This is a genomic window from Martinezella lusitana (assembly GCF_010668395.1).
GTDB classification, from domain to species: Bacteria; Pseudomonadota; Alphaproteobacteria; order Rhizobiales; family Rhizobiaceae; genus Rhizobium; species Rhizobium lusitanum_A.
Genome location: NZ_WUEY01000015.1, coordinates 97,014 through 122,447 on the forward strand (window position 1 = coordinate 97,014; position 25,434 = coordinate 122,447).

Genomic DNA, 25,434 nt, shown 5'->3' on the forward strand with positions numbered 1-25,434 from the left:
CCGCGTTTGATTCTCGTTCATAGGGGAAGTGCATTGCAGGTCGGCATCGACATGGGAACGGCGTCCGGCGGGACCAGCGCCCAGCTCGATATCGAGGAGCTGCTGGCAACCCGTCTCCTGGTGCAGGGCAATTCCGGCTCCGGAAAATCGCACCTGCTGCGGCGGCTGCTGGAGCAGTCCGCGCAATGGGTGCAGCAGGTCATCATCGATCCCGAAGGCGATTTCGTCACGCTGGCCGACAAGTTCGGGCATGTGGTGGTCGATGGCGAGCGGACGGAAGCCGAGCTTGCCGGCATCGCCAACCGCATCCGCCAGCATCGTGTCTCCTGCGTACTGACGCTCGAAGGGCTCGATATCGAGCAGCAGATGCGCGCCGCCGCCGCCTTTCTCAACGGCATGTTCGATGCCGATCGCGAATTCTGGTATCCGGTGCTGGTCGTGGTCGACGAAGCGCAGATGTTTGCGCCTTCGGTTGGCGGCGACGTCTCGGAAGATGCGCGCAAGATGTCGCTCGGGGCCATGACCAATCTGATGTGCCGTGGCCGAAAGCGTGGTCTTGCCGGCGTCATCGCGACGCAGCGACTGGCCAAGCTCGCCAAGAACGTCGCGGCCGAAGCCTCCAACTTCCTGATGGGGCGCACCTTCCTCGATATCGACATGGCCCGCGCCGCCGACCTGCTCGGCATGGACCGGCGGCAGGCGGAAATGTTCCGAGACCTGAAGCGCGGCAATTTCGTCGCGCTCGGACCCGCACTCTCGCGCCGGCCGCTGCCGATTACCATCGGTGCGGTGGAGACCTCGGCGCGTTCCTCCAGCCCGAAGCTGATGCCGCTGCCGGATGCGCCGCAGGATGTGGAAGACCTGATCTTCACGCCGGATCCGGAAGAGTTCACGCGGCCCGTCGTGCGCCGTACGACGCCGGCGCCGCGTCCGACGACCGATATTCTGGCCGAGCTTTCCCGCTCCGTGCCGGCGGCAAGTCCGGCGCCGGCTGAGCCGAAAATCAGCCAGCCGGAGATGTCGAGCGAGGATCGCGAGGCAAGGGTCGGCGCCGTCCTTTCGGAGATCCTCGACGATCCTGCTTCCGGCTTCCGGACGGATTCGGTGCTCTATCAGGAATTTCTCGTGCGGCTGCGCATGCGCCGCGTTCCCGGCGCGCCGATGAGCCTGGCGGAGTTCCGCCGCCGCGTGGCGATTACGCGGTCCGGTGCCGACGAAGAGATCATGGCGACGGATCGATGGGCCACGGCCCTGTCGCTTTCATCGAGCGTGACCGACGACCTGCAGGGCGTGTTTCTGATGCTGGCCAAAGCAGCCATCAGTGGCGAGCCGTGCCCGTCCGACGCCCGCATCGCCCGTGCTTACGGCACCCATTCGGCGCGTCGCGCGCGTCGTCTCCTCGGCTATTTCGAGGAGCAGGGCAGCGTCGTCGTTCATACCGATTTCTCCGGCCGGCGCGTCGTCGCGTTTCCGGATATGGATTGTCAGACCGCGCCGGGCGATGCCAATGCGCCCGATATGGATGGTGGCGAGCGGGCCGCGGCGGAATAGCTGTCGTATTCTCGAACAAGAGCATCCGACGCTGTTGACATTTTCATGACGCCCCCTTAAAGACCGCCCCAACACCGGGCAGAAATGTCCGGTGTTTCATTTGACATGTCCCGTGGCTTTCTCCGTTCGCTAATGTGAGAAGCCTGTCAGAGCTCGAAAACAGAGTTCAGAGGAGGGCGTGTTTCCTTCGCGGTTCGGCAACGGACCGCGGCAACGTTTGAAAGGAAATGCGATGAGCAAGCGCGAATCGTCCAAGTACAAAATTGACCGCCGTATGGGCGAGAACATCTGGGGTCGTCCGAAGTCCCCGGTAAACCGTCGCGAATACGGCCCGGGCCAGCACGGCCAGCGCCGCAAGGGCAAGCTCTCGGACTTCGGCGTGCAGCTGCGCGCCAAGCAGAAGCTGAAGGGCTACTACGGCGACCTGCGCGAGAAGCAGTTCCGCGCCATCTTCGCCGAAGCTGACCGCCGCAAGGGCGACACCTCGGAAAACCTGATCGGCCTGCTCGAATCGCGCCTCGACGCGATCGTCTACCGCGCCAAGTTCGTTCCGACCGTTTTCGCAGCGCGTCAGTTCGTCAACCATGGCCACGTCACGGTGAACGGCGTTCGCGTCAACATCGGTTCGTACCGCTGCAAGGCTGGCGACGTTATCGAAGTTCGCGAAAAGTCCAAGCAGCTCGTGACCGTTCTGGAATCGGTTTCGCTCGCTGAGCGCGACGTTCCGGACTACATCGAAGCCGACCACAACAAGATGGTTGCGACCTTCGCTCGCGTTCCGGCCCTCAGCGACGTTCCTTACGCCGTTGTCATGGAACCGCATCTGGTCGTCGAATTCTATTCGCGTTAATAAGCGGATAACTTTCTTGATGAATGAAAAGCCGCTCGGTTCGAGCGGCTTTTTTGTCTTTGGAGCGCCTCATGACGGATTTGCAGGCCATTCTCGACGGTATTTACACGGAGCTTTCGCCGCGCATCGGTGAAGGCAAGGTTGCCGACTACATTCCCGAACTGGCAAAGGTCGATCCGAAGCAGTTCGGCATGGCGATCGCTACCGTGAACGGCGATGTCTACAGCATCGGCGATGCCGGCATTCCCTTCTCCATCCAGAGCATTTCCAAGGTCTTCATGCTGACGCTGGCGCTCGGCAAGGTGGGCGAAAGCCTCTGGAAGCGCGTGGGACGCGAACCCTCCGGCACGGCCTTCAATTCCATCGTTCAGCTGGAGCGGGAAGAGGGTATCCCGCGCAATCCCTTCATCAATGCGGGTGCGATCGCCGTCAGCGATGTCGTGCTGGCCGGACATGAACCGCGCGAGGCCATCGGCGAGCTGTTGCGCTTCGTGCGCTATGTGGCCGACGACGAATCGATCAGCATAGACGACAAGGTCGCGCGTTCGGAGACGCAGACCGGCTTTCGCAATTTCGCCCTGGCAAATTTCATGCGCGCCTACGGCAATATCCACCATCCGGTCGAGCATGTGCTCGGCGTCTATTTCCATCAATGCGCGCTTTCCATGAGCTGCCAGCAGCTTGCCAGGGCGGGGCTCTATCTCGCCGCGCGCGGCAGCAACCCGATCACCGGCCATTCGGTCGTGTCGCCGAAGCGGGCGCGGCGCATCAATGCGCTGATGCTGACCTGCGGCCATTATGACGGCTCCGGCGATTTTGCCTATCATGTCGGCCTGCCGGGCAAGAGCGGTGTCGGCGGCGGCATCATGGCGGTCGCGCCGGGCATCGGCTCGATCGCCGCCTGGTCGCCAGGGTTGAACAAGGTCGGTAATTCGCAGCTCGGCGCGGTCGCGCTGGAAATGCTGGCGGCTCGCACAGGCTGGTCGGTATTCGGCGATTGATGCGGTGTCTTCTTGGCGTGCTTTCTGCTATCAGCGTGGCAAGATACTGAGGACGATGGAATGAATATCGCAACTGCGGTGATGGACGAAATCGATATCGAGGCTGAAGACGGCGGCTCCGGCGTGCATCCGATGTTTCTCGATGCCCCTCGCTCAGTCTCCTTCAATAAGCTGCGCAAGCGCCTGTTGCGGCAGGTGCGTCAGGCTCTGGAAGATTTCCAGATGCTGAAGGGCCAGAAGCGCTGGCTGGTCGGGCTTTCCGGCGGCAAGGATTCCTACGGGCTCCTGGCGCTCCTGCTCGATCTGAAGTGGCGTGGTCTGCTGCCGGTGGAGCTTATCGCCTGCAATCTCGACCAGGGCCAGCCGAACTTCCCGAAGCATATATTGCCCGAATATCTGACGAAGATCGGCGTTGCGCATCGCATCGAATATCGCGACACCTATTCCATCGTGAAGGAGAAGGTGCCGGAGGGCGCGACCTATTGTTCGCTCTGTTCGCGCCTGCGCCGCGGCAATCTCTACCGCATTGCCCGCGAGGAGGGGTGCGACGCGCTGGTGCTCGGCCATCATCGCGAGGACATCCTCGAAACCTTCTTCATGAACTTTTTCCACGGTGGCCGCCTGGCCTCTATGCCGGCAAAACTTCTGAACGACGAGGGTGATCTGATGCTGCTGCGGCCGCTTGCCTATGCGGCGGAGGATGACCTCGCCAAGTTTGCCGCCGCCATGCAGTTTCCGATCATTCCCTGCGATCTCTGCGGCTCGCAGGACGGGCTGCAGCGCAACGCCATGAAGGACATGCTTGCCGACATCGAGCGGCGCATGCCGGGCCGCAAGGATACGATGCTGCGCGCGCTGGCGCATGTGAATCCGTCACACCTGCTCGATCCGAAATTGTTCGACTTCGCCGGCTTGATGACCGGAGGGTCTTCGGTAGGACGAACGGCGGCAGATTAGGTAGTTTTGCCACACCGATGTCATCGAATCGGGCATAAGAGGAAGCCCTTTCAAAACAAAGGCCTCCGATGATTTTCTCCGATGCAGATTTCGACCACCTGATGACGACTGTTGCCGAGGCGGCGGCACAGGAAATCCTCCCGCGCTTCCGCAATCTGGTCGCCGGCGACATATCGGAAAAGACCTCGGCCATCGATCTGGTGACAGAGGCCGATCTGCTGGCCGAGCAGCGTATCACCGCAGCGCTGAAAGCGCGTTTTCCGAGCGCACTTATCGTTGGAGAGGAGGCCTATGAGGCCGACAAGTCGGTCGTGCCCGCTCTGGCGCATGCGGAGCTGGCCTTCGCCATCGATCCGGTCGATGGCACGTTCAATTTCGCGGCCGGCCTGCCGGTGTTCGGGACGATGGTGGCCGTCGTTGCCAATGGCGAGACGATCGCCAGCGTGATCCACGATCCCGTGCTCGGCGATACCGTGACTGCCATGAAGGGTTCCGGCACTTTCCTGCGTCGGCAGGCAGGGCAGGCGAGGCGGCTTTCCGTGGCTGCGCCGGCTCCCCTGAGCGCGATGACGGGCGCCATATCCTGGGCTCATATGGATGAACCGGACAGGTCCCGCATCTGCAGCAATCTCTCGAAGGCCCGCATGGCCTTTGCGCTCAATTGTTCGGCCTACGAATATTGGATGGCGACATCCGGCAAGTGGCATTTCATCGGCCATTCCAAGCTGATGCCATGGGATCATCTCGCCGGCGTGCTCGCGCATCAGGAAGCTGGCGGCTATACCGCCAAGTTCGATGGTTCGCCCTACAAGCCCGGCGAAACGGAGGGCGGCATCATCTCCGCGCCGGACGAGGAAAGCTGGCAGATGATCCGCCGCGAGATCATCGGTGCCTGAAAGCAGAAGGAAAGAGCATGACATCGCTTGTTGACGTTACGACCCTCGCTCATGTGCTGCGACGCGCGGCACAGACGGAGATCCTGCCGCGTTTCCGCAGGCTGGGCAGCGACGATGTCCGCGCCAAGAGCGAGGCGACCGATCTGGTGACGGAAGCCGATGAGCGTGCCGAATGCATGATAAAGGCCGAGGTTTCCCGGCTTTGGCCCGAGGCGCTCTTCGTCGGCGAGGAATCGGTTGCCGCCGAGCCGGCGCTGCTGAACAAGCTGCAGGATGCCGATTTTGCCATCATCGTCGATCCGGTCGACGGCACATTCAACTTTGCCGCCGGCATTCCGGCATTCGGCGTCATGGCTTCGGTCGTCTCGAAAGGCGAGACGGTCGCAGGCATCATTTTCGATCCGATGGGCGACGATTGGGTGCTGGCGGAGCGCGGCAGCGGCGCATGGCTGCGCCGGCCCGATGGCGAGATGCTGCGTCTCAAAGTGACCGGGCCGGTTGTGCTCGACGAATTGGTCGGCATGGCAGCCACGGGCTACCTACCCAAGGCAAAGCGCGCCGAGATCATGGGCAATCTCGCCAAGGTGCGCTACGCGACCAGCTATCGATGCGCGGCCCATGAATACCGGACCCTCGCGGGCGGCTATGTGCACTATCTCATGTACAACAAGCTGATGCCCTGGGATCACCTGGCGGGATCGCTGATTTCGCAGGAAGCGGGCGCCTATGTCCGTCGTTTCGATGGCTCGCCCTATCTGCCGCATCATCTCGATGGCGGGCTGCTGGCGGCCGTCGACAAGGATACCTGGGAACTGCTGCGGCGCGATGTCTTTACTCTTTAGGGCGGCCCATACGGGCTTATAGCCGGGGCGACCACTTGGAAAGTGGCAGCGGGAGAGCTATCTTCCTTGCAACATGCAGGAGCCTTGGTGGGCGCCTGCTGCCGGGATGAGGTCGATGTCCGAGACAAGCCGCAAGCTGACCACTATCTTCTGCGCCGACGTGCAGGACTACTCGCGTCTTATGGGCAAGGATGAGGAGGGGACGCTATCGATCCTCCGTCGTTATCGCGATGCGATGAAACGACTGATCGAGGCGCATGGCGGCCGGGTCATCAACACCTGGGGCGACGGCGTCTTTGCCGAATTTCCAAGCGTCGTCGAAGCAGTACGCGCAGCGATCGACACCCAGAACGAGCTTGCCGGCTATAATGCCTTCTGCGATCCCGACAAGCAGATGCTTTTCCGGATCGGGCTCAATCTCGGTGACGTGATTGCCGACGGCGACGATCTTTATGGCGATGGCGTCAACATCGCCGCCCGGCTGCAATCGCGCGCCGCCGCGGGCGGCATCGTCATTTCCAGCACGGTCTACGACCAGGTCCGTAACAAGGTCGCGGTCGGTTTCGATTTTCTCGGGCAGTTGGAAGTCAAGAATATCGAGGGTGGCGTGCCGAGTTACGCAGTGCGTATCGGAGGCATGCAGGTCGTCGATATCGCCTCCGATTATCGGCCGGCACCGGAGCCCACCCCGGCGCGCGCGCCGGATGTCGCGACGCCGGAACCTGCTCTGCAGGATTGGCGGCGCAGCATCGGAGTGTCGCTTGTCGTCGTCATCGGCCTTGCCGCCTTCAACCTCATGAGCTGGCATGGCGAATTCTGGGCAAAATGGCCCATACTCGCCATCCTCTGGGTTGCGGCGTTCCGTTTCGTTCGAAGCAACAAGCAGATCGATATCGGCATCGCCAGCATGGCCATCACCGGTGTCGGTCTCATGGTGATCAATATTTTCACCTGGCACGGCACACCCTGGGCGATCTGGCCCCTGCTGGGGCTTGCGATCGCCGCGGCGCTGCGCTGGGTCAATCGCCCGCGCAGCGACGCATAAAACGAGGCGCAGCGCCGCTTAGACGTGCCCCATCCCTGGTTCCAGGGCCGGCGTATCGCCGGGATGGGTGAAGAGCTTGCCGCGCTCCGCCCACAGTGTCGCCAGGATCGACAGCACGCCGAACACCGTAAAGCCGGCGATCATCGGCTGGGCGGTGCCATCGAACATCTGGCCGACGATGCCGCCGAGCACGACGCCGCCAGTTGTCGAGACGGAGCTGGTGATCGCGGCTGCCGTTCCGGCCAGATGGCCCATGGGCTCGAGGCTGATGGCCATGCAGTTGGTGGTGATAACGGCGAACATCATCAGCATCACGGAAATCAGGATGTAGATGAACGTGAAGCTCGGCTGACCGGTCATGCCGACGACATAGCCGATAATGCCCAGTACGGTGAAGATAATCATGGCTGCGTGCGAAATGCGGCGCATGCCGAAGCTGCGAACGAAATAGCCGTTGGCGAACTGCGCGACCGCCGTGCCTGCAGCGGTTGCCGCGAAGGCGATGGGAAACCAGTCGCCCAGGCCGTAGACTTCGCCGAAGACCTGCTGCACGGAGACGATGTAGGCGCAGATCACGCCGGTATAGAGCGTCAGGCCGATCATGTAGCCGCAGGTGATGCGGTTGGTCAGCACGGTTTTGAAGCCGGACAGGACGGACGCGACCGAAAGCGGCAGGCGCTCCTCGACCGGCAAAGTCTCCTTCATGCGGAAGAAGGCGACCAGGAAGAGGCCGGCGCTGGCGATGCCGAGCAGGATGAAGATCCACTGCCAGTTCGAATAGGCAACGATCATCTGGCCGACGAACGGCGCGACCATCGGCATGATCATGAAGACGATCATGACATAGGACATCACGCGCGCCATTTCGCGGCCGCCGAAGCAATCGCGCACGATGGCAAGCGTGGTGATGCGAACGGCCGCGGCGCCGACGCCCTGGGCAAAACGCATTGCGAGCAGCGCGAACAGGCTGCCGCTCCACGCTGCCGCGAACAGGGTGACCGTATAAAAAGCCAGACCGCCGAGCAGGATGCGCCGGCGGCCATAGGTATCCGAGAGGCTGCCGAAGAAGAGCTGGCAGATGCCGAAGCCGAGGAAATAGACGCCGATGACGAGCTGGGTGTCATTCGGGTTGGCGACATGAAGCGACTGGCCGATGTTCGGAAGCGCCGGCAGCATGCTGTCGATGCCCATCGAGATGCTGGCCGTCATCAGGGCGATCGTGATGATGAATTCCACGATGCCGAGGCCGATGCGATTGGAGCCGGACTGTGCCGACGACTGAGGCGGGGTTGTCATTCGAATATGCCTGTCAATGTAAAGCGAGGGACTGATCAGCCGGCGGCGGCGCGTTCTGCGGTCGGAACAGCCGCCCTTTCTCGGCGATCAGGACGAAAAGGATGCCGACGAGGGAAACGGTGAAATAGCCGATGATCATCGGCGTTGCCGTGCCGTTGTAGAACTGGCCGATGCAGGCGCCGATCGATGCGCCGCCGACCGTGCTCATGAAGCCGAGCACGGAGGAGGCCGTTCCGGCGACGTGGCCGAGCGGCTCCATCGCGAGCGAATTGAAGTTCGAGCCGATCCAGCCGAACTGGAACATGGCCAGCGCGAAGAAGATCATGAACAGCGGGAAGGGCATCGGCGCCGGCCCGTAAATCTGCACCAGCAGCCAGCAGAACGTGACGCCGGTGAAGCCGAGCAGGGCGGTGTGGGATAGCCGCCTCATGCCGAATCGCCCGACGAACTGCGAGTTGACGAAGGAGGAAAAGGCCATGAACAGCGCCACGCCACCGAAGGCCAGAGGCGCATAGACGCCGAGGCCGTAGATGTTGTTGTAGATCTGCTGCGCCGAGTTGATGAAACCGAACAGCGCCCCGAACAGGAACGTGCTGGCAAGGGTGTAACAGAGGGCCACGCGGTTCGTCAGAACCATCTTGAAGCCCGATGCCACCGACCGGACCGTCAGCGGGCGTATGTTCTCAGGCTTCAACGTCTCCGGAAGCCGGAAATACATCCAGAAGCCGACGAGGGTCGCCATCGTGCCGATGAAGACGAAGATCATGTGCCAGGTGCTGACCAGCATGATGACCTGGCCGCTGCCCGGCGCGATAACGGGCACGATCATGAAGACCATCATGATCAGCGACATGACTTCTGCCATCGCCCGGCCGCCGAAGACGTCGCGGACGATGGAAATGGTAATGACGCGTGTCGCTGCCGAACCGAGGCCCTGGATAAAGCGCAGGGCGAGCAGACCGGCGAAGGACGGTATGAGGGCGATGCCGAATGCCGAGATGACGTAAACGACGATGCCGATCAGCAAGGGTATGCGGCGCCCGAAGCGATCCGACAGCGGACCGTAGACAAGCTGCGCCGAGCCGAAGCCGATCAGATAGGCCGTCACCACATACTGCCGGTGATTCTCGTTCATGACGCCGAGACTTGAGCCGATCTGCTGCAAGGCGGGGAGCATGATGTCAATTGCTAGCGAATTGATCGCCATCAGGAAGGCCGCGAGTACGATGAACTCGCGCTTGCCCATGGGCAGTTGCCCATGGGACATAGCCTGGGATGTAGTCGTCACGGTTTTATTCCCATAAACATATCAAGGCGCCGCCCGGCGGCAGCGCCTTATCGATCGAATTGAACATGGAAACCGGACGAAGAGCCCGGTGACCGATCAGGAAGCGGCGCGAACGCTGATGCCGTTTTCCTGGAAATGCTGCTGCAACTCGCCCGCCTGGAACATTTCGCGCACGATATCACAGCCGCCGATGAATTCGCCCTTCACATAAAGCTGCGGAATGGTCGGCCAGTTGGAATAGTCCTTGATCCCCTGACGGATTTCGGCGTCGGCAAGGACATTGACGCCCTTGTAGTCGACACCGATGTAGTCGAGAATCTGGACCACCTGGCCGGAGAAACCACACTGCGGGAACTGGGGCGTGCCTTTCATGAAGAGAACGACGTCGTTGTTCTTAACTTCGTTTTCGATGAATTCGTGAATGCCGCTCATTGTCCAGTTCCTTTCACATGCGGGGTCAAGGCCCGCAGCGTTAAATCTGCTTCTTAAATAGCAAGCGACCGGCAAGATTTCCAGCCGCAAAACATACGTGCCGTCTTTTTCATCGCATGAATGGATTTTCGGTATCAGCGGCCATTGCAGGTCGCGAAAACGGTCAATTGGCCATGTTTTCTGAACAGTGCGTTTTGAAAACGCGTCTTCAACCCAATGGCTGAACAACACATATAAAATAAAAGCAAGGGACGATTAATATTAGGTTGCTATTCATTTTACAGGCAGCCGGTATGTTTGTTAGAGTCCGTCGATGATGCGATTTGGTGCGTATCGGTTCCTTGTGAGCATTGCATTTGATTTTTGAGGGAGCGGACACCATGAGCCACCATCATTATTCCGACGGGCAGGTTGGTGAAGAGCGGGAATTCTACAGTTCCGAAGATACGAGCGAAGGCGAACGGGAATATTACGAGCATGTGCGTACGCCCAAAGCTTCGGTCCTGAACAGCGCCGTGACCGTGAGCGCCATCGTGTTGATTCTGAGCATTGCCTTCGGTTATCGCGCTTCGACCGCTCCGACACCGCAGCCGACCTTGCCTCCCATTGTCGAAAAGATCATGACCGCGCCGCCCGCGGATTCGTGTGCCGAAATCTCCCCATATCCGCGCCGTGATTGCTGATATATTCTGGTTTCCTGCCTTGTCACCGCATGGCGCGGCGAAAAGACGGTGCGCGACATCGGCTATATGCTTTCTCGCGTCGGTTCGAGGGCGCAGACGCGTGATCCTATCTTTTTGTTTTTGGGATGATTTGTGATGCGCTGCCATGAAAAAGCCAGCAGCCCGTGGTGTTGCCGATCCGCAAAATACATCGATGTGCTGGCGCGCGCCGGGGACAGACCACAATATGGATAATATCAAGAAGAGGGTGGTTCTCCACTTCCCTGGCTTCGAGCCGTTGGATGCCGCCGCGCATCGCGCTCGCTACGAGCGTTCGGCTCGCCAGAGCGCTGCCGTGTGGGATTTTTCCGCCTCGATCGAGGAATTGAAGAATTTCGGACGGGCACCCTATTTCGACGTCACCGCGACGGGTGCCGACTGGCAAACGCAGAGCCGCGTTCATATCGTCGATCACAACGATCTGGTGGCTGTGCTGAACGGCAGGCCATTCTTTACGCGATTGCTGCATGGTTATCTTGCGGCTGCAAAAGTTGCTTTCACCGGCGGGATGGTCGGCTATTTCCGCCATGCCTGGCGTTTCGGCCTGTTCTTCATCTTTCCGTTTCTGCTGATGCTTGCGGGGTTTCTCGCCAGCCTTTTGATCGCATTCACGCCCAACATCCTCGGGTTGCCGGCCTGGAGCCATATCGGCAGCATTGCCCTGGCCGTCGCTTTCTTCGTTTATGTCTTTCTGCCGCAGGCTGAAAAGCTGCACACTCTGCATCTCTTTTCCGACTGGGAGATGGCCGTGGCGATGGCGGGGCTGAACGGGCTTGGCGCCGAGCAATGGCTGGAGGCGAGCGCAATCAGCGTGCGTCAGGCGCTGGATGAGCCCGATATCGACGAGTTCGTCATTTCCTCGCACAGCATGGGTTCGTCCGTCGCGACCCATGTGCTCGGCCTGCTGCTCGAACGCGAGCCGGACCTGCTGCAGGGCAGGCGCGTGGTGTTCACGACGCTTGGAAGCGCCATCCTGCAATGCGCGCTCATGCGGTCGGCATCCGTGCTGCGCTCACGCGTGGGGTTGATCGCGCGCTGCAAGGAAATCTTCTGGCTCGACGTTCACTGTCTGACCGACGCTATTCATTTCTACAAGGCGAAGGTTGCCGCCGTTTGCGGCCATGAGGATGCCGAGCAGGCCTCCATCCTGTATGTGCGCTTCAAGCAGATGCTGTCGGCAAAGCACTATGCCAAGATCAAGCGCGACTTCCTGCGGGTTCACCGGCAATATGTGCTCGGTCCGGACGTGAAGGCATTCTTCGATTTCACGCTGATGACGGCTGGTCCGCTGCCGGCCTCGCTTTTCGCCGAATTCTCGCCGAAGAAACTGCCGGAGCTGACATTCAACTCCGGCGAGGAAGCGCAGGCGCTCTCAATCGGGCGCTGAAGTCTGCAGCGCAAGGGCGTGCAGCACGCCGCCCATGTTGCCCTTCAGGGCATCGTAGACCATCTGGTGCTGCTGCACGCGGCTCTTGCCGCGGAAGGCTTCCGCGACAACTTCGGCGGCATAGTGATCGCCATCCCCGGCCAGGTCGCGAATCGTCACCTTGGCTCCTGGAATGCCGGCCTTGATCATGTCTTCGATATCGCCGGGGTTCATGGGCATGAGTGGTGTACCTCGATCTATTCAGCGGCAGCGAGCGCGCTGCCATCCATAAAGGCAGGAAACCACGATTCATGCGCCTCGCGCAACTGCTCAACCGAAAGCGTTAACAGGCCATCGATGGCCAGCGCATTGCCGCCGACTGTACCGAGGCGGCGGAAGGGCACGCCGGCGCTTTCCGCATTGATGCAGACGAAATCCGCGAGATCGGCAGGTACGGCGATGACGTAACGGGCCTGATCCTCGCCGAAAAGGGCGGCATGGGACAGGGTCTTGCATTCGGCGAGATCGATGCGCAGCCCCTTGCCCGAAGCGATCGCCATTTCCGCGAGTGCCAGTGCAAGACCACCGGACGAGATGTCATGGCAGGCCGTGACCTGGCCGTTGCGGATGGCCGAGCGGATGAAATCGCCGTTGCGGCGTTCGGCGAAGAGATCGACTTCCGGAGCCGGGCCATCGGTCGAGCCGAGAATATCGCGGAGATAGATCGAAGAGCCGAGATGGCTGCCATCAAGGCCGATCATCAGCACATGATCGCCTTCGGAGGCGGAGCCGATGCGTGCCATCGTCTTCCAATCCGGCAGCAGACCGACGCCGGCGATGGTGGGGGTCGGCAGGATCGCGACGCCATTGGTTTCGTTGTAGAGCGAGACGTTGCCCGAAACGATGGGGAAATCCAGCGCTCGGCAAGCTTCGCCGATGCCTTTGATCGCGCCGACGAACTGGCCCATGATTTCAGGCTTTTCCGGATTGCCGAAGTTCAGGTTGTCGGTCGCAGCCAAGGGCTCGGCGCCCGTCGCGGTAATGTTGCGCCAGCATTCGGCGACGGCCTGCTTGCCGCCTTCGAACGGATCGGCTTCGACATAGCGCGGGGTGACATCGGACGAGAAGGCCAGCGCCTTGGTGGGATGCCCCTCGACGCGGACGACGCCGGCATCGCCGCCGGGAAGCTGCAGCGAATTGCCCTGGATCAGGGTGTCGTACTGCTCGTAGACCCAGCGGCGGCTGGACTGGTTCGCGGAACCGACCAGCTTCAGCAGCGTCTGGCCATAATCTTCCGGAGCTGCGACCAGTTCGGCCGGCAGAGCGGCGCGCTTGTCGGATTCGCGCCACGGGCGGTCATATTCGGGAGCCTGATCACCGAGATCCTTGATCGGCAGGTTGGCGACTTCCTCGCCCTGATGGATGACGCGGAAGCGCAGGTCGTCCGTCGTCTTGCCGACGATGGCGAAATCCAGTCCCCATTTGACGAAGATCGCCTTGGCGACGGCTTCCTTTTCCGGCTGCAGCACCATGAGCATGCGCTCCTGGCTTTCCGACAGCATCATTTCATAGGCTGTCATCTGCTCTTCGCGCACCGGCACCTTGTCGAGGTCGAGCTCGATGCCGAGGTCGCCCTTGGCGCCCATTTCGACGGCGGAGCAGGTGAGGCCGGCCGCACCCATGTCCTGGATGGCGATGACGGCGCCTGTCTGCATCAGCTCAAGGCAGGCTTCCAGCAGGCACTTTTCGGTGAAGGGGTCACCGACCTGAACCGTCGGGCGCTTTTCCTCGATCGATTCATCGAACTCGGCGGAGGCCATGGTTGCGCCGCCGACACCGTCGCGGCCGGTCTTGGCGCCGAGGTAGACGACGGGCAGGCCGACGCCCTTGGCCTCGGACAGGAAAATGGCGTTGGACTTGGCAAGGCCGGCCGCAAAGGCGTTGACCAGGATGTTGCCGTTGTAGCGTGCATCGAACTCGACTTCGCCACCGACTGTCGGTACGCCGAAGGAATTGCCATAGCCGCCGACGCCGGCAACGACGCCGGACACGAGATGCCGGGTCTTCGGATGGTCGGGCTCACCGAAACGCAGAGCGTTCATGGCAGCGACCGGGCGCGCGCCCATGGTGAAGACGTCGCGCAGGATGCCGCCGACGCCGGTCGCAGCACCCTGATAGGGTTCGATGTAGGATGGATGGTTGTGGCTCTCCATCTTGAAGACGACGCAGTCGCCATCGTCGATGTCGACGACGCCGGCATTTTCGCCAGGCCCCTGGATGACGCGCGGCCCCTTGGTGGGCAGGGTGCGAAGCCACTTCTTGGAGGACTTGTACGAGCAATGCTCGTTCCACATGGCCGAAAAGATGCCGAGTTCGGTGAAGGAAGGCTCGCGGCCGATCAGATCCAGAATGCGCTGATATTCATCCGGCTTCAGGCCGTGGGAGGCAATCAGTTCGGGGGTGATCTGGATCGAATTGGAAATGGTCATGGGCGCTCGAGGGTCCTTGCCTGTAAAGGGTTTGAAAGCCGGTCAGGGGATCGGGGTCTCTTTAGCGCAAGTCTCCCTGTCGTGCGACAGGAAAATCACCGGCGTTCACAAGACGCCGGCCGTCAGGATGCACGAACTGCGGATACGGCCATTTGCGGCCGCGCCGCGCGCGTCAGAATTTGTAGCCGACCATGACACCCGCCCGCGTCATGCCGCCATTGGGGCCGTCGCAAAGATTGGCATGCGATGCATGGGCAATCTGCGCCATCACGTTCCAATGGTTGTCGAAATTGTAGCCGATGCCGGCATATTCGTGGAAGAGGAGGCGACAGCCGAGCATCGGGCCGTGATCCTGCCAGTCGTTGAGATTGCCGCTGTGGACCGTTCCGCCGAAGCCGACTTCCGTGAAGATGCCGTTGCTGTGCGTCAGCGTCCACGAAAGGCCGCCATAGACCTGCGTGGCGGAGCCTGCGGTGCCGATCGACGTTCCGACGTGAATACGTGGATGGGCGAGCTGATCCTTCCAGTCGGCGGTCGGATTGTAACCGAATGGATTGAAGAGCACCTGTACGTCCGGAAAGACACCCTTCTCGTGATCGTAACCGTTCTGAATGGAGCCGCTTGCTCCAAAACGCAATTCATCGAAGACCTTGGCGTCGGAGGCCACGGCAACCTTGTCCGCGGCGGTCGCGACGGATTGCCCTGCGATGAATATGGAACTGACTGCCAGAAAACTCGTAACGAAACGCTTGCTCAAATGACCTGCAAAAATGCTACCAGTAGCCATGCACTCCCCCTGGTATGGCGGGCGAATCTCCTCCTATTGATAGAATGGCAAACTGCCGGGAGTCGAGACGGCCCAAACGGAATTTAAGGGGGTAACTCTCGATAAATCGGGGGGGCTTGCTTAAATGTGACTATCGTATCCCGACGAGCCGTTTTCGAGCAAATGACGCAGGGTCATGAAGCCCGCCGCGACGTCTTCCCGGCGCGGTGGAGACGAGAAAGCGACGCGCACGCGATGGTAGACTTTCTCGATACGGGCCGCCTTGAACTCATCCTCGTCATCGATCAGCACACCCTCCGTCAGGGCGGCATTCTTGAACGTACCGGACAGCCAGGGCTCCGGCAGCTTCAGCCACAGGAACGGCAGATGCGGATGCGAGTTGAACTCGAAGCCCGACAATGCCTCTCGGGCCAATTGCTCGCGGGCCTTGATTTCCTCGACGGATTTGCGGCGCAGTTCGAGCGCATGGCCACCCAGCACGAGCCGGGCGCAGGTTTCGGCCAGAATGAAGGGCAGGCCGCCCGTCGTCATCTTGTGGGTGACCTTGATGCGCTGGGCGAAATGGGGCGGGCAGGCGACCCAGCCGCCGCGTACGCCCGCCGTCACGGACTTCGACAGGCTGCTGACGACGAAGGTCCGTTCCGGCGCGATGGCGGCCATGAGCGGGTTCTGGTCGCCGGTCATGCCGCCGTAGAGATCGTCCTCGATCAGCCAGACGCTGTGCCGGCGCGCGATGGCGGCGATCGCCCGGCGTCGTGATTCCGGCATTGTCACCAGCGTGGGATTGTGTGCCGTCGGCATCAGGAAGGCGAGGCGCGGATGCTGCTGCTGGCAGAGCCGCTCGAAATCCTCCGGGATCATGCCGTGCTCATCCGAATCCACCAGGATCGAGCGGCGTCCGAGGAGGCGCGCGGCACGGCTGATCTGCGTATAGGTGAGGTTCTCGAAGACGATCTTGTCGCCCGGCGAGGTGACGGCCGATATGACGGCGATGGCGCCGGCATGGGCGCCGAGCGTCGGCACGATTGTATCGATTGCCGGCTGCCAGCCGTTCCGGGCAAGCCAGATCTGTCCGGCCTGAAACCAGCTTGCCGGGAAATTCCGGGAGTAGGAGGAAATCTCCGTCTGATGCTCACTGCTGATGTCGGCGAAGAGCCTGCCGATGATTTCGCCCTGGCCGATATCGGGGGCGGCGGTCGTGTCGAAGCGGATCTTGGCGTCCGGCGTATTCAGCCCGCGGGTGCCGGCAAGCGCCTGCGTGATCGGATCGACGAGCTCGATCTGTTTGCCGTTCAGGCGCTCCAGCACGTAGGTGCCCCGGCCGACTTCGCCGGCCACGAGGCCCCGTTCGTGCACGAGGGCATAGGCCCTGCTGACCGTGCCTATGGTGACGCCGATATCGTAGGCAAGATTGCGCTGCGGCGGCAGCTTAGTGCCCGGCGGCAGAACGCCGTGCGTAATCGCGTTCTCGATGCTGTCGGCAACACGGATGTAGACCGGACCAGTCCCGCTGGAAATGTCAGGAAGCCAATTTGTCATAATGACAATTTCCTAGATTGTCTCCCTCCTTGAGTCAAGTCTATGACTCAATTTGTATCGTTTGGCTCGGTACATCAAAATTGTCACCATCATGCGAGAATGAAAATGAGTACAATAGATGCAATCTGTTCGGCCGATGTGCAGGAATCCTGCTCGGCTGATATCGCAAAGGGGGCGGCGCAGCCAAGGCCGCATCCGATGCGTCGGCTTTGGGCCTTCTATTTGCGTTGGCTGGAGAAGCGCGAAAGCCGGTGGGTACTGCGCGAGCTGACGGACGATCAGCTGCGCGATATCGGCCTGACGCGCCGCGAGGCGGCAACGGAAGCGAAGAAGTCGTTCTTCTGGGATTGAGCGCGGTGGACGCAGTCCTGCGCGCGGCGTGCGGCCTTCGGGATGGCTTACGTTAGATCCAGAACCGAATGAACGAAGTCCACCCGTTCCCCGACGCCGATTTTCGGCAGGATGTGAACCTCGTAGCCGAGGGCCGGATAGGTGGTGCGCAGCCGTTCATATTCCGCAACCGCCGCCGAAAAATCGTGCCGTCGCTCGTGGTCGCCGACATATATTTCCGGCCATGGCGGCGTCAGGAAGACATGGCTGTTGTAGCGATGCGATTGGCCGAGCGAAGCCAGGACTTGCTCGCCCGTCAGATGCTCGATCGCCGATGCCGCATCGATCAATCCCCTGTCGAAAAAGACCGTGCCGGAAGTTGCCTTCGCTTTCTCGCGATCGGCCAGCGACATGGCGATTGCCCGGCGCGCGAACGCCGGTGCGTCGACCCATGGCAAGGCGGAGCCGTCGCCTTCCAGTTCCTCGATGACGATGCGCCGCCCCGGCTCCTCGACAGTGGAGTGACCACGGCGCTTGAGCGCTTCCAGCAATGTGGATTTGCCGCCGCCGGAGCAGCCTGAAAGAATGACAAATCTGTCCATGACAACGATCCCTGATGTTGAGGGCAGGTCATGCGTCGGTAGCTGGTTTGCCGCTGAGGCGGAAGGCCTCAGGCCTAGCTGCAGTTCTTGGAGCCCGCGGCCCAGCGGTTGACGTCGCCCGTGATGCGGCCGCCGGAGGCGCCGCCCATCATCGGACCGAAGGCCTGCAGCTGCGCGGGATTGCCTTCCGCCTGCACAACGAGCGACGGCCTGCCGGTCGGATGTTTCTTGTCGACCACGAGGATGCGCGGACGACCGGTGAAGGAGTTGAGCTCCGGAGAGAGCTGATAGCCGGAGAAGGCCGGATCGGACGACTTGAACCAGCAGGCGCTGGCATTGAGCATGACGCGCTCCATCGTCGACAGGGCGCTGTGATCGGTCGCATTGATGCTCGGCGGACGCGGGCCGCACGAGGTCACCAGCAGCCCGAGCATCGCGATGGCAGCGGCGGAGTAAAATCCTGTCAGGAGGCGAGGGCGCATCAATCTCTTTCCAATGAGGCGGTTAAGGCTGTTCGGCCGAAGATCGCCGGATCGCTTTCCGGCGTCCTGCTGTTTTATGCAAAGACGCCGATTTTATGGTTCCGATACCGGGGCAGCCTGTTATCAGGCTGCGATCACGCCGAGCGCGGAGGCAAACAGCCCACGGCCATCGCTGCCGCCGTGAGCAGCCTCGATCAGATTTTCCGGGTGCGGCATCATGCCGAGCACATTGCCCTTGGCGTTCATCACGCCGGCGATGTCGTTGACCGAGCCGTTCGGGTTGGTGCCTTCGGCATAGCGGAAGACCACCTGGCCATTGTCCTCGATCGCCTTCAGCGTCTCGGCGTCGGCGAAATAATTGCCATCGTGATGCGCGACCGGGCTGCGGATGATCTGGCCCTTGGCGTAGGCAGCGGTGAAATCCGTCTCGGCGTTGACGACTTCAAGCTTTATTTCGCGGCAGACGAACTTGAGCGAGGCGTTGCGCATCAGCGCCCCGGGCAACATCCCCGCTTCCAGCAGGATCTGGAAACCGTTGCACACGCCGAGAACCTTGACGCCCTTGTCTGCCTTGTCCTTGATCGCCTGCATGATCGGCATGCGGGCGGCGATTGCGCCGCAACGCAGATAGTCGCCGTAGGAGAAGCCGCCGGGAATGACGATCAGATCGACATCCGGAATCTCGGTCTCGGTCTGCCACACGGTCACCGGCGCATGACCGGAAATCTTGGTCAGTGCCGCGATCATATCGCGATCGCGATTGAGGCCGGGGAGTTGGACGACTGCTGATTTCATGATGCTGATCCCGCAACAGGCTAGGGGTAATCGCTGGAATATTCTTCGTGAGCCATACTCCATCGCCTCAGGCAAAGGAAGAACGGCTCGCGAAAGAGGACGATCAGTCGATCGAAATGCTGAAGTTCTCGATCACCGTATTGGCGAGAAGCTTTTCGCACATGGCTTTGAGATCCGCCTCGGCCTTGCTCTTGTCCGTGCCTTCCAGCTCGAGATCGAAGACCTTGCCCTGGCGGACCTGGTGAACGCCGTCAAAGCCGAGCGCACCGAGCGCGCCTTCGATTGCCTTGCCCTGCGGATCGAGAACGCCGTTCTTCAGCGTGACGGTTACACGAGCCTTGATCACGATTGTCCTTTCTGAACTTACTTGACGAGAACCGGGCCCGTGCCACGCACGGGTTCGTTTTCATTGATAATGCCGAGGCGGCGCGCCACTTCGGAATAGGCTTCCAGCAAGCCGCCCATGTCGCGGCGGAAGCGATCCTTGTCCATCTTCTCATGGGTTTCTATGTCCCAGAGACGGCAGCTGTCCGGCGAGATTTCGTCCGCGAGGATGATGCGCATCATGTCGCCTTCGAACAGGCGGCCGCATTCGATCTTGAAATCGACGAGCTGGATGCCGACGCCGAGGAAAAGGCCGGTCATGAAATCGTTGACGCGGATGGCGAGCGCCATGATGTCATCGAGTTCCGCCGGATTGGCCCAGCCGAAGGCGGTGATGTGCTCTTCGGAGACCATCGGGTCTTCGAGCGCGTCGGACTTGTAGTAGAATTCGATGATCGAGCGCGGCAGCACCACGCCTTCCTCGATGCCGAGGCGCTTGGCGAGCGAGCCGGCGGCAACGTTGCGCACGACGATCTCGAGCGGAATCATCTCCACTTCCTTGATCAGCTGCTCGCGCATGTTGAGGCGGCGGATGAAATGCGTGGGAATGCCGATCTTGTTCAGATGGCTGAAAATATACTCGCAGATGCGATTGTTCAGAACACCCTTGCCATCGATGACTTCGTGCTTCTTCTTGTTGAAGGCGGTGGCATCGTCCTTGAAGAACTGGATCAGCGTGCCCGGCTCAGGCCCTTCGTAAAGGATCTTGGCCTTGCCTTCGTAAATACGGCGGCGACGGTTCATTGTTATTGTTCTCTGTCTTTGGCGCTCTCGGGATAGCGCAAGTGGATCATACGTGGGCGTCCCCATAACGGATAAGAAGCGAATTCACAATCCGCCTGCGCCTCCTTCCTCGGAATTCCGGCCTCGGCGGGGCGCCAATGCTAGAATCGGGATCCTGTCTTGGCCTGTTTTACAGGCTTTTGTCTGACGATGGAATGAAGGTGCCCGGTACTTCACAGGCTAGTGAGGCAAGGCGCATCCTATTCCGTTGTCGCTGCCGACACAATCAGGGCTTCAACTGGCTCAGGAACTTGGCGAAGACCATCGTGCCTTCGGGCCAGGGGCCGTGTCCGGATTCGGTATTTATGTGGCCTGCTTCGCCGGCATCGATCAGGAGCGAACCCCAGCTATTGGCAATGTCGTCCGCATGTTCGTAGCTGCCGAAGGGATCGTTGCGGCTGGCGATCGTGATCGATGGGAACGGCAGGGGATCGCGCGGATAGGGCCCGAAGGTCATCAGATGCTTCGGTCTGATGCCGGGATTGGCGACATCCGGCGGAGCGACGAAGAAAGCGCCCGCGACCTTGTTGCGAAATTGCGGAATGGCATGGATCACCGAGGGAATGCCGAGCGAATGCGCCACGAGCACGACGGGCTTGTCCGAAGCATTCACCTCCTCGGCGATACGGGCGGCCCAATCATCGCGCACGGGCTTCGACCATTCCGCCTGCTCCACGCGCCGCGCGGTCGAGAGCTTCTGCTCCCAACGGGTCTGCCAGTGGTCGGGGCCGGAATTCGTATAGCCGGGGATGATAAGGATATTTGCGTCGGAGGCTTTCATGATGGCGCCGATGTGGAAAAGGTGAACTCAACTGTCAAGGGAGAAAGGCGACAATTGCGGCAAAATTTGCTAATATGGCAGCTGCCGGTAGCGAATGATGATGTCGGCATCCATTTTGCCGTCATTTTGCGCCGCCTGCCGAGCACGTCGAGGTTGAGGAGGAGAGCATTATGACGGCCTTTCATGTCATGGCGGGAGCGGATCATACTTTTAGCCGACCAGCCATTCGCAAGATCGGTATCGCCGATCTCGTCGACGCCCTGAAGCTAGGGCTGGACGACTTCAGCGAGAAGCCATCCCACTACGTTTTTCTGTGTCTGATGTACCCGATAGCGGGCATCGCGCTGGCGATCTGGAGCACGGACCAGAACCTGTTGCCGCTGTTGTTTCCATTGATGTCCGGTTTTGCCCTGCTGGGCCCGATCGCCGCAATCGGCCTCTATGAGATCAGCCGACGCCGGGAAAAGGGGCTGGATACGTCGTGGAGCCATGCATTCGACGTGCGGTTCTCGCCGGCATTGCCGTCGATCATCGTCGCCGGCCTCATGCTGTTCGGCCTTTTCATCGTCTGGCTGTTCGTGGCGCAGAATATCTACTTCATCTATTTCGGCGATGGCGTGCCGCCCACGCTTTCCTCCTTCGTGTCGAGCGTCCTGACAACGCCGGAAGGCATGGCGATGATGCTTTGGGGCGATCTGATCGGCTTCCTCTTCGCGCTCGTCGTACTGGCGACTACGGTCGTCACCTTCCCGCTGCTGCTGGACCGTGACGTCGGCGTCGTCGCGGCGATCGATGCGAGCATCCGGGCGACGCTGACCAATCCGGTGCCGGTGGCGGTCTGGGGCCTGATCGTGGCGGCGCTGCTTGTCATCGGCAGCATCCCGGTCTTTGCCGGGTTGGCGGTTGTCATGCCGATACTCGGTCATGCATCCTGGCATCTCTATCGCAAACTGGTGGTATCCGAAGGGTAGATACAGCCATTACAGACGGCGCGTTGCCATCACTGGAACCGTGGCGCGCTTCTCGCGTTGATCCGCATCATCAGGAGATGCGGATCATGACCCGGCTTACGCATGTTTTTACCCGCTTTGCAGTCGTGGTTTCGGAATGGACGGGCAAGCCGGCGATCTTCGTCCTGGCGCTGTGCTCCGTCATTCTATGGGGCGCCACCGGCCCGATCTTCCATTATTCCGACACCTGGCAGCTGGTCATCAATACCAGCACGACGATCGTCACGTTCCTGATGGTTTTCCTGCTCCAGAACGCGCAGACGCGAGACACGCGGGCCATTCAGGCCAAACTCAACGAACTGATCCTGACCAGTGCCGCCGAAAATCGTTTCGTCGGGATAGAGAACCTCGACGAGGAGGATCTCAAGCACCTCGACCGGCTCGTGGGAAAGGCGGCAAAGCGCCAGCAGGACCAATTCGAAGGCAAGGATGAAGGACGTGTCGAGCAAAGTCGCGTGATCGTCGCGAAATCGGCGAGCAAACGAAAAAGGCGGCGCGTCAGTCGCGCCGCCTCAACCAAGGAGCAATCTAAAACGGCAGCTTCTAGCCGAAAACCCGCTTGAAGATCGTATCGACATGCTTGGTGTGATAGCCGAGGTCGAATTTTTCGCGGATATCCTCCTCGGAAAGGGCGGCGCGCACCTCCTGGTCGGCGAGCAGTTCCTCAAGGAAATCCTTGCCTTGCTCCCAGACCTTCATGGCGTTGCGCTGCACGAGGCGGTAGGCGTCCTCGCGGGAAACGCCGGCCTGGGTCAGCGCCAGCAGCACGCGCTGCGAGTGAACAAGTCCGCGGAACTTGTTCAGGTTCTTCATCATGTTTTCCGGGTAGACGAGAAGCTTGTCGACGACGCTGGTCAGGCGGGACAGCGCAAAATCGAGCGTCACGGTCGCGTCGGGGCCGATCATGCGCTCGACGGACGAGTGCGAGATATCGCGCTCGTGCCAGAGGGCGACATTTTCCATGGCCGGGATCGAATAGGAGCGGACCATGCGGGCAAGGCCCGTCAGGTTTTCCGTCAGCACCGGATTGCGCTTGTGCGGCATGGCGGACGAGCCCTTCTGGCCCGGAGAGAAATACTCTTCCGCTTCCAGAACTTCGGTGCGCTGCAGATGGCGGATTTCGGTGGCAAGGCGCTCGATCGAGGAGGCGACGACGCCGAGGGTGGCGAAGAACATCGCGTGGCGGTCGCGCGGGATGACCTGGGTGGAGACCGGCTCCGGCTTCAGGCCGAGTGCGGCGGCGACATGTTCCTCGACGCGGGGATCGATGTTGGCGAAGGTGCCGACGGCGCCGGAAATGGCGCAGGTGGCGACTTCTTCGCGGGCTGCGATCAGGCGCTGCTTGCAGCGCTCGAATTCGGCATAGGCCAGCGCCAGCTTGATGCCGAAGGTGATCGGCTCTGCATGAATGCCGTGCGAGCGGCCGATGGTAACGGTGTCCTTGTGCTCGAAGGCGCGGCGCTTCAGCGCTTCCAGAAGCTTGTCGATATCGGCGAGCAACAGGTCGCTGGCGCGCACGAGCTGCACGTTGAAGCAGGTATCGAGCACGTCGGAGGAGGTCATGCCCTGGTGAACGAACCGCGCATCCGGACCGACGATTTCGGCGAGATGCGTGAGGAAGGCGATGACGTCGTGTTTCGTCACGGCTTCGATCTCGTCGATGCGGGCGACGTCGAACGTGGCCTTGCCGCCCTTTTCCCAGATGGTGTCCGCAGCCGATTTCGGGATGACGCCGAGGGCTGCCAGCGCGTCACAGGCATGGGCCTCGATCTCGAACCAGATGCGAAACTTGGTTTCGGGCGACCAGATGGCGACCATTTCCGGTCGGGAGTAGCGCGGGATCATAGGCTCAAAGCTTTCTTGGCTATCGGAAAAGGAAAACTCGGCGCCCCCATAACAAAGACGGGCGGCAATCACAATGTTTCAAGGGCACAATGTTTGTTGGGCCGATCTTTCGTGCGTCTCAACGGCTCTGGCGAGCAAGATAGGCGGAAACGGCGGTCAGGCATAGCAGGCCGACCGGCAGAAACAGAGTAAGGCCGAGGACGGCGAACTGGTAGACGGCGCTGGCGCCGGTGAACAGGAACTGGAATATCCAGACGAGCGAGCCGAACGGCGCGTGCCAGCGCGAATAGAACCAGCGATAGTCCATCGCGAAAATGAATGCCGTCATCGCCGCAGTGCCGATGGAGAGCGCCAGAAAGAAGGCCGCGAAACGCGCGCTGGTCGGTCGGCCACGCGCGAAACGGCGGGTAAACGGCACGAGAATGGGCCAGGAGAGAGCGCCCCCGAAGAAATAGACGAGAGCAAGGGCCGCGAGGTGGCTGGTCAGAAGGCCGTTGCGCAGGAAGAGGGCCACGAGTGCGGAGGCGGCCATCGCCGCGCCCCAGCAGACCGCACTGCCGAAAACCTCGCGGCAATGCGATGCGACGGTCCTTGCCCGGCCCGTCGCGACGATGGTGTTGGTCGGATTAGTTTGATCCAACGCGACCTCGTTCGGCGGCGGCCCTGAGATCGCCGACCGTCTGGCGATAGGCTTCGACCGATTCGCCCTTGAAGATCGCCGAGCCTGCGACAAGAACGTTTGCGCCGGAGGCGGTGATGAGAGGAGCGGTTTCCACCGAAACGCCGCCGTCGACTTCGAGCTCGATCGGGCGGTCACCGATCAGGGACCTGGCGTTGCGGATCTTGTCGGCCATGGCCGGAATGAACTTCTGGCCGCCGAAACCCGGATTGACCGACATGATGAGAATCAGGTCGATATCGTCGAGCACGTTTTCCAGCACGGACAGCGGCGTTGCCGGATTGAGGGTGACGCCGACCTTCTTGCCGAGATGACGGATCGTTTGCAGCGAACGGTGCAGGTGCACGCCGGCTTCAGCGTGGACCGTGATGCGGTCGCAGCCGGCTTTGGCAAAGGCTTCCAGATAGGGATCGGCCGGCGAGATCATCAGGTGGCAGTCGAAGGTGGCGGTCGTATAGGGGCGCAGCGCCTTGATGACATCGGCGCCGAAGGAGATGTTCGGCACGAAATGGCCGTCCATGACATCCAGATGGATCCAGTCGGCTCCGGCTTCGGTCACATCCTTGACTTCCTGTCCGAGCTTGGCGAAGTCGGCTGCGAGAATGGAAGGGGCAATGCGGATCGGCAAGGTCATGGGTAGCTGAGCTCCATCTGATTTTTCGCGACTGGATTAGCACCGCTA

At 61.0% G+C, this 25,434-nt stretch carries 28 protein-coding genes; 12 read left to right on the plus strand and 16 right to left on the minus strand.

Features of this window, described 5'->3' with window-relative positions; translation table 11 throughout:
• Positions 1–33 precede the first annotated feature (33 nt).
• From GR212_RS26040 to GR212_RS26070, 7 genes are all read left to right on the plus strand, one after another.
• On the plus strand, positions 34–1,551 hold the full coding sequence (locus GR212_RS26040) for an ATP-binding protein (protein ID WP_163990999.1): 1,518 nt from the start codon (positions 34–36) through the stop codon (positions 1,549–1,551).
• 232 nt (positions 1,552–1,783) lie between these two features.
• Complete coding sequence (gene rpsD, locus GR212_RS26045) at positions 1,784–2,401, plus strand: 30S ribosomal protein S4 (protein ID WP_047633114.1); 618 nt, start codon at positions 1,784–1,786, stop codon at positions 2,399–2,401.
• Positions 2,402–2,472: 71 nt separating this feature from the next.
• A complete protein-coding gene (locus GR212_RS26050; RefSeq protein ID WP_163991001.1) occupies positions 2,473–3,402 on the plus strand; it encodes a glutaminase in 930 nt (309 codons plus the stop codon).
• Between the two features lie 60 nt (positions 3,403–3,462).
• Positions 3,463–4,359 (plus strand): tRNA 2-thiocytidine(32) synthetase TtcA, encoded by an 897-nt coding sequence (gene ttcA, locus GR212_RS26055; protein ID WP_163991003.1) that lies wholly within the window; start codon positions 3,463–3,465, stop codon positions 4,357–4,359.
• A gap of 68 nt (positions 4,360–4,427) precedes the next feature.
• On the plus strand, positions 4,428–5,255 hold the full coding sequence (locus tag GR212_RS26060) for an inositol monophosphatase family protein (protein ID WP_163991005.1): 828 nt from the start codon (positions 4,428–4,430) through the stop codon (positions 5,253–5,255).
• A 17-nt stretch (positions 5,256–5,272) separates the two neighbouring features.
• On the plus strand, positions 5,273–6,097 hold the full coding sequence (locus GR212_RS26065; protein WP_163991007.1) for an inositol monophosphatase family protein: 825 nt from the start codon (positions 5,273–5,275) through the stop codon (positions 6,095–6,097).
• 115 nt (positions 6,098–6,212) lie between these two features.
• Positions 6,213–7,142: an adenylate/guanylate cyclase domain-containing protein gene (locus GR212_RS26070; RefSeq protein ID WP_163991009.1), complete on the plus strand. Its 930-nt coding sequence runs from the start codon at positions 6,213–6,215 to the stop codon at positions 7,140–7,142.
• 18 nt (positions 7,143–7,160) lie between these two features.
• On the opposite strand, the gene GR212_RS26075 is transcribed toward GR212_RS26070, so the two are convergent.
• The 3 genes from GR212_RS26075 to grxD all read right to left on the minus strand — a co-directional run bounded on the left by GR212_RS26075 (position 7,161) and on the right by grxD (position 10,158).
• Positions 7,161–8,438, minus strand: a complete 1,278-nt coding sequence (locus tag GR212_RS26075) for a multidrug effflux MFS transporter (protein WP_163991010.1) — start codon at positions 8,436–8,438, stop codon at positions 7,161–7,163.
• Positions 8,439–8,451: 13 nt separating this feature from the next.
• Positions 8,452–9,684 (minus strand): multidrug effflux MFS transporter, encoded by a 1,233-nt coding sequence (locus GR212_RS26080; protein ID WP_163991128.1) that lies wholly within the window; start codon positions 9,682–9,684, stop codon positions 8,452–8,454.
• Between the two features lie 138 nt (positions 9,685–9,822).
• On the minus strand, positions 9,823–10,158 hold the full coding sequence (grxD, locus tag GR212_RS26085; RefSeq protein WP_163991012.1) for a Grx4 family monothiol glutaredoxin: 336 nt from the start codon (positions 10,156–10,158) through the stop codon (positions 9,823–9,825).
• A 380-nt stretch (positions 10,159–10,538) separates the two neighbouring features.
• Between grxD and GR212_RS26090 the strand changes: the two genes are divergently transcribed.
• Together GR212_RS26090 and GR212_RS26095 are read left to right on the plus strand one after the other, a co-directional pair.
• Entirely contained in the window at positions 10,539–10,841 is a 303-nt protein-coding gene (locus GR212_RS26090; protein WP_163991014.1) for a hypothetical protein, read from the plus strand.
• Positions 10,842–11,067: 226 nt separating this feature from the next.
• Complete coding sequence (locus GR212_RS26095) at positions 11,068–12,267, plus strand: DUF485 domain-containing protein (RefSeq protein WP_163991016.1); 1,200 nt, start codon at positions 11,068–11,070, stop codon at positions 12,265–12,267.
• Here the strand turns inward: GR212_RS26095 and GR212_RS26100 are convergent.
• From GR212_RS26100 to GR212_RS26115, 4 genes are all read right to left on the minus strand, one after another.
• Positions 12,253–12,486 (minus strand): BolA family protein, encoded by a 234-nt coding sequence (locus tag GR212_RS26100; RefSeq protein WP_004108912.1) that lies wholly within the window; start codon positions 12,484–12,486, stop codon positions 12,253–12,255. The genes GR212_RS26095 and GR212_RS26100 overlap by 15 nt on opposite strands.
• Before the next feature lie 17 nt (positions 12,487–12,503).
• On the minus strand, positions 12,504–14,735 hold the full coding sequence (gene purL / locus GR212_RS26105; RefSeq protein ID WP_163991018.1) for a phosphoribosylformylglycinamidine synthase subunit PurL: 2,232 nt from the start codon (positions 14,733–14,735) through the stop codon (positions 12,504–12,506).
• A 172-nt stretch (positions 14,736–14,907) separates the two neighbouring features.
• Positions 14,908–15,522, minus strand: a complete 615-nt coding sequence (locus GR212_RS26110; protein WP_163991020.1) for an acyloxyacyl hydrolase — start codon at positions 15,520–15,522, stop codon at positions 14,908–14,910.
• 120 nt (positions 15,523–15,642) lie between these two features.
• On the minus strand, positions 15,643–17,061 hold the full coding sequence (locus GR212_RS26115; RefSeq protein ID WP_163991022.1) for a PLP-dependent aminotransferase family protein: 1,419 nt from the start codon (positions 17,059–17,061) through the stop codon (positions 15,643–15,645).
• 105 nt (positions 17,062–17,166) lie between these two features.
• Here GR212_RS26115 and GR212_RS26120 point away from each other — a divergent pair, with 105 nt between their 5' ends.
• Complete coding sequence (locus tag GR212_RS26120; RefSeq protein ID WP_163991024.1) at positions 17,167–17,412, plus strand: DUF1127 domain-containing protein; 246 nt, start codon at positions 17,167–17,169, stop codon at positions 17,410–17,412.
• Positions 17,413–17,459: 47 nt separating this feature from the next.
• Here the strand turns inward: GR212_RS26120 and GR212_RS26125 are convergent, their stop codons facing one another.
• The 6 genes from GR212_RS26125 to GR212_RS26150 all read right to left on the minus strand — a co-directional run bounded on the left by GR212_RS26125 (position 17,460) and on the right by GR212_RS26150 (position 21,218).
• On the minus strand, positions 17,460–17,993 hold the full coding sequence (locus tag GR212_RS26125) for an AAA family ATPase (RefSeq protein ID WP_163991026.1): 534 nt from the start codon (positions 17,991–17,993) through the stop codon (positions 17,460–17,462).
• Between the two features lie 74 nt (positions 17,994–18,067).
• Entirely contained in the window at positions 18,068–18,475 is a 408-nt protein-coding gene (locus GR212_RS26130; protein WP_163991028.1) for a hypothetical protein, read from the minus strand.
• Between the two features lie 123 nt (positions 18,476–18,598).
• A complete protein-coding gene (gene purQ / locus GR212_RS26135) occupies positions 18,599–19,270 on the minus strand; it encodes a phosphoribosylformylglycinamidine synthase subunit PurQ (protein WP_163991030.1) in 672 nt (223 codons plus the stop codon).
• Between the two features lie 103 nt (positions 19,271–19,373).
• On the minus strand, positions 19,374–19,616 hold the full coding sequence (gene purS / locus GR212_RS26140; protein WP_037202350.1) for a phosphoribosylformylglycinamidine synthase subunit PurS: 243 nt from the start codon (positions 19,614–19,616) through the stop codon (positions 19,374–19,376).
• A 17-nt stretch (positions 19,617–19,633) separates the two neighbouring features.
• Positions 19,634–20,398, minus strand: coding sequence for a phosphoribosylaminoimidazolesuccinocarboxamide synthase (gene purC / locus GR212_RS26145; protein WP_015340039.1), 765 nt, complete (start codon positions 20,396–20,398; stop codon positions 19,634–19,636).
• A gap of 265 nt (positions 20,399–20,663) precedes the next feature.
• Complete coding sequence (locus GR212_RS26150) at positions 20,664–21,218, minus strand: RBBP9/YdeN family alpha/beta hydrolase (RefSeq protein ID WP_163991032.1); 555 nt, start codon at positions 21,216–21,218, stop codon at positions 20,664–20,666.
• A 170-nt stretch (positions 21,219–21,388) separates the two neighbouring features.
• Here GR212_RS26150 and GR212_RS26155 point away from each other — a divergent pair, with 170 nt between their 5' ends.
• Positions 21,389–22,189, plus strand: coding sequence for a DUF2189 domain-containing protein (locus GR212_RS26155; protein ID WP_163991035.1), 801 nt, complete (start codon positions 21,389–21,391; stop codon positions 22,187–22,189).
• An 86-nt stretch (positions 22,190–22,275) separates the two neighbouring features.
• Positions 22,276–22,791, plus strand: coding sequence for a low affinity iron permease family protein (locus GR212_RS26160; protein ID WP_163991038.1), 516 nt, complete (start codon positions 22,276–22,278; stop codon positions 22,789–22,791).
• Here the strand turns inward: GR212_RS26160 and purB are convergent.
• The 3 genes from purB to rpe all read right to left on the minus strand — a co-directional run bounded on the left by purB (position 22,772) and on the right by rpe (position 25,386).
• Entirely contained in the window at positions 22,772–24,073 is a 1,302-nt protein-coding gene (gene purB / locus GR212_RS26165; RefSeq protein ID WP_163991040.1) for an adenylosuccinate lyase, read from the minus strand. The genes GR212_RS26160 and purB overlap by 20 nt on opposite strands.
• Before the next feature lie 118 nt (positions 24,074–24,191).
• On the minus strand, positions 24,192–24,713 hold the full coding sequence (locus tag GR212_RS26170; RefSeq protein WP_432444408.1) for a hypothetical protein: 522 nt from the start codon (positions 24,711–24,713) through the stop codon (positions 24,192–24,194).
• The gene (rpe, locus tag GR212_RS26175; protein WP_163991042.1) at positions 24,700–25,386 is read right to left on the minus strand and encodes a ribulose-phosphate 3-epimerase; all 687 of its coding nucleotides are present in this window, start codon (positions 25,384–25,386) and stop codon (positions 24,700–24,702) included. Before rpe ends, GR212_RS26170 begins: the two co-directional genes overlap by 14 nt.
• Positions 25,387–25,434 lie beyond the last annotated feature (48 nt).

What these genes read in the sequence shown, in the direction of transcription:
- grxD (WP_163991012.1), bottom strand. Translation starts at nt 10,158, where the DNA reads ATGAGCGGCATTCACGAATTCATCGAAAACGAAGTTAAGAACAACGAC.
- GR212_RS26080 (WP_163991128.1), bottom strand. Translation starts at nt 9,684, where the DNA reads ATGGGCAAGCGCGAGTTCATCGTACTCGCGGCCTTCCTGATGGCGATC.
- GR212_RS26120 (WP_163991024.1), top strand. Translation starts at nt 17,167, where the DNA reads ATGAGTACAATAGATGCAATCTGTTCGGCCGATGTGCAGGAATCCTGC.
- GR212_RS26075 (WP_163991010.1), bottom strand. Translation starts at nt 8,438, where the DNA reads ATGACAACCCCGCCTCAGTCGTCGGCACAGTCCGGCTCCAATCGCATC.
- GR212_RS26100 (WP_004108912.1), bottom strand. Translation starts at nt 12,486, where the DNA reads ATGCCCATGAACCCCGGCGATATCGAAGACATGATCAAGGCCGGCATT.
- purC (WP_015340039.1), bottom strand. Translation starts at nt 20,398, where the DNA reads ATGAACCGTCGCCGCCGTATTTACGAAGGCAAGGCCAAGATCCTTTAC.
- purB (WP_163991040.1), bottom strand. Translation starts at nt 24,073, where the DNA reads ATGATCCCGCGCTACTCCCGACCGGAAATGGTCGCCATCTGGTCGCCC.
- GR212_RS26050 (WP_163991001.1), top strand. Translation starts at nt 2,473, where the DNA reads ATGACGGATTTGCAGGCCATTCTCGACGGTATTTACACGGAGCTTTCG.
- GR212_RS26060 (WP_163991005.1), top strand. Translation starts at nt 4,428, where the DNA reads ATGATTTTCTCCGATGCAGATTTCGACCACCTGATGACGACTGTTGCC.
- purQ (WP_163991030.1), bottom strand. Translation starts at nt 19,270, where the DNA reads ATGAAATCAGCAGTCGTCCAACTCCCCGGCCTCAATCGCGATCGCGAT.
- GR212_RS26155 (WP_163991035.1), top strand. Translation starts at nt 21,389, where the DNA reads ATGACGGCCTTTCATGTCATGGCGGGAGCGGATCATACTTTTAGCCGA.
- GR212_RS26160 (WP_163991038.1), top strand. Translation starts at nt 22,276, where the DNA reads ATGACCCGGCTTACGCATGTTTTTACCCGCTTTGCAGTCGTGGTTTCG.
- purL (WP_163991018.1), bottom strand. Translation starts at nt 14,735, where the DNA reads ATGACCATTTCCAATTCGATCCAGATCACCCCCGAACTGATTGCCTCC.
- GR212_RS26150 (WP_163991032.1), bottom strand. Translation starts at nt 21,218, where the DNA reads ATGAAAGCCTCCGACGCAAATATCCTTATCATCCCCGGCTATACGAAT.
- GR212_RS26115 (WP_163991022.1), bottom strand. Translation starts at nt 17,061, where the DNA reads ATGACAAATTGGCTTCCTGACATTTCCAGCGGGACTGGTCCGGTCTAC.
- ttcA (WP_163991003.1), top strand. Translation starts at nt 3,463, where the DNA reads ATGAATATCGCAACTGCGGTGATGGACGAAATCGATATCGAGGCTGAA.
- GR212_RS26125 (WP_163991026.1), bottom strand. Translation starts at nt 17,993, where the DNA reads ATGGACAGATTTGTCATTCTTTCAGGCTGCTCCGGCGGCGGCAAATCC.
- GR212_RS26070 (WP_163991009.1), top strand. Translation starts at nt 6,213, where the DNA reads ATGTCCGAGACAAGCCGCAAGCTGACCACTATCTTCTGCGCCGACGTG.
- GR212_RS26130 (WP_163991028.1), bottom strand. Translation starts at nt 18,475, where the DNA reads ATGCGCCCTCGCCTCCTGACAGGATTTTACTCCGCCGCTGCCATCGCG.
- GR212_RS26065 (WP_163991007.1), top strand. Translation starts at nt 5,273, where the DNA reads ATGACATCGCTTGTTGACGTTACGACCCTCGCTCATGTGCTGCGACGC.
- GR212_RS26090 (WP_163991014.1), top strand. Translation starts at nt 10,539, where the DNA reads ATGAGCCACCATCATTATTCCGACGGGCAGGTTGGTGAAGAGCGGGAA.
- rpsD (WP_047633114.1), top strand. Translation starts at nt 1,784, where the DNA reads ATGAGCAAGCGCGAATCGTCCAAGTACAAAATTGACCGCCGTATGGGC.
- rpe (WP_163991042.1), bottom strand. Translation starts at nt 25,386, where the DNA reads ATGACCTTGCCGATCCGCATTGCCCCTTCCATTCTCGCAGCCGACTTC.
- GR212_RS26110 (WP_163991020.1), bottom strand. Translation starts at nt 15,522, where the DNA reads ATGGCTACTGGTAGCATTTTTGCAGGTCATTTGAGCAAGCGTTTCGTT.
- GR212_RS26095 (WP_163991016.1), top strand. Translation starts at nt 11,068, where the DNA reads ATGGATAATATCAAGAAGAGGGTGGTTCTCCACTTCCCTGGCTTCGAG.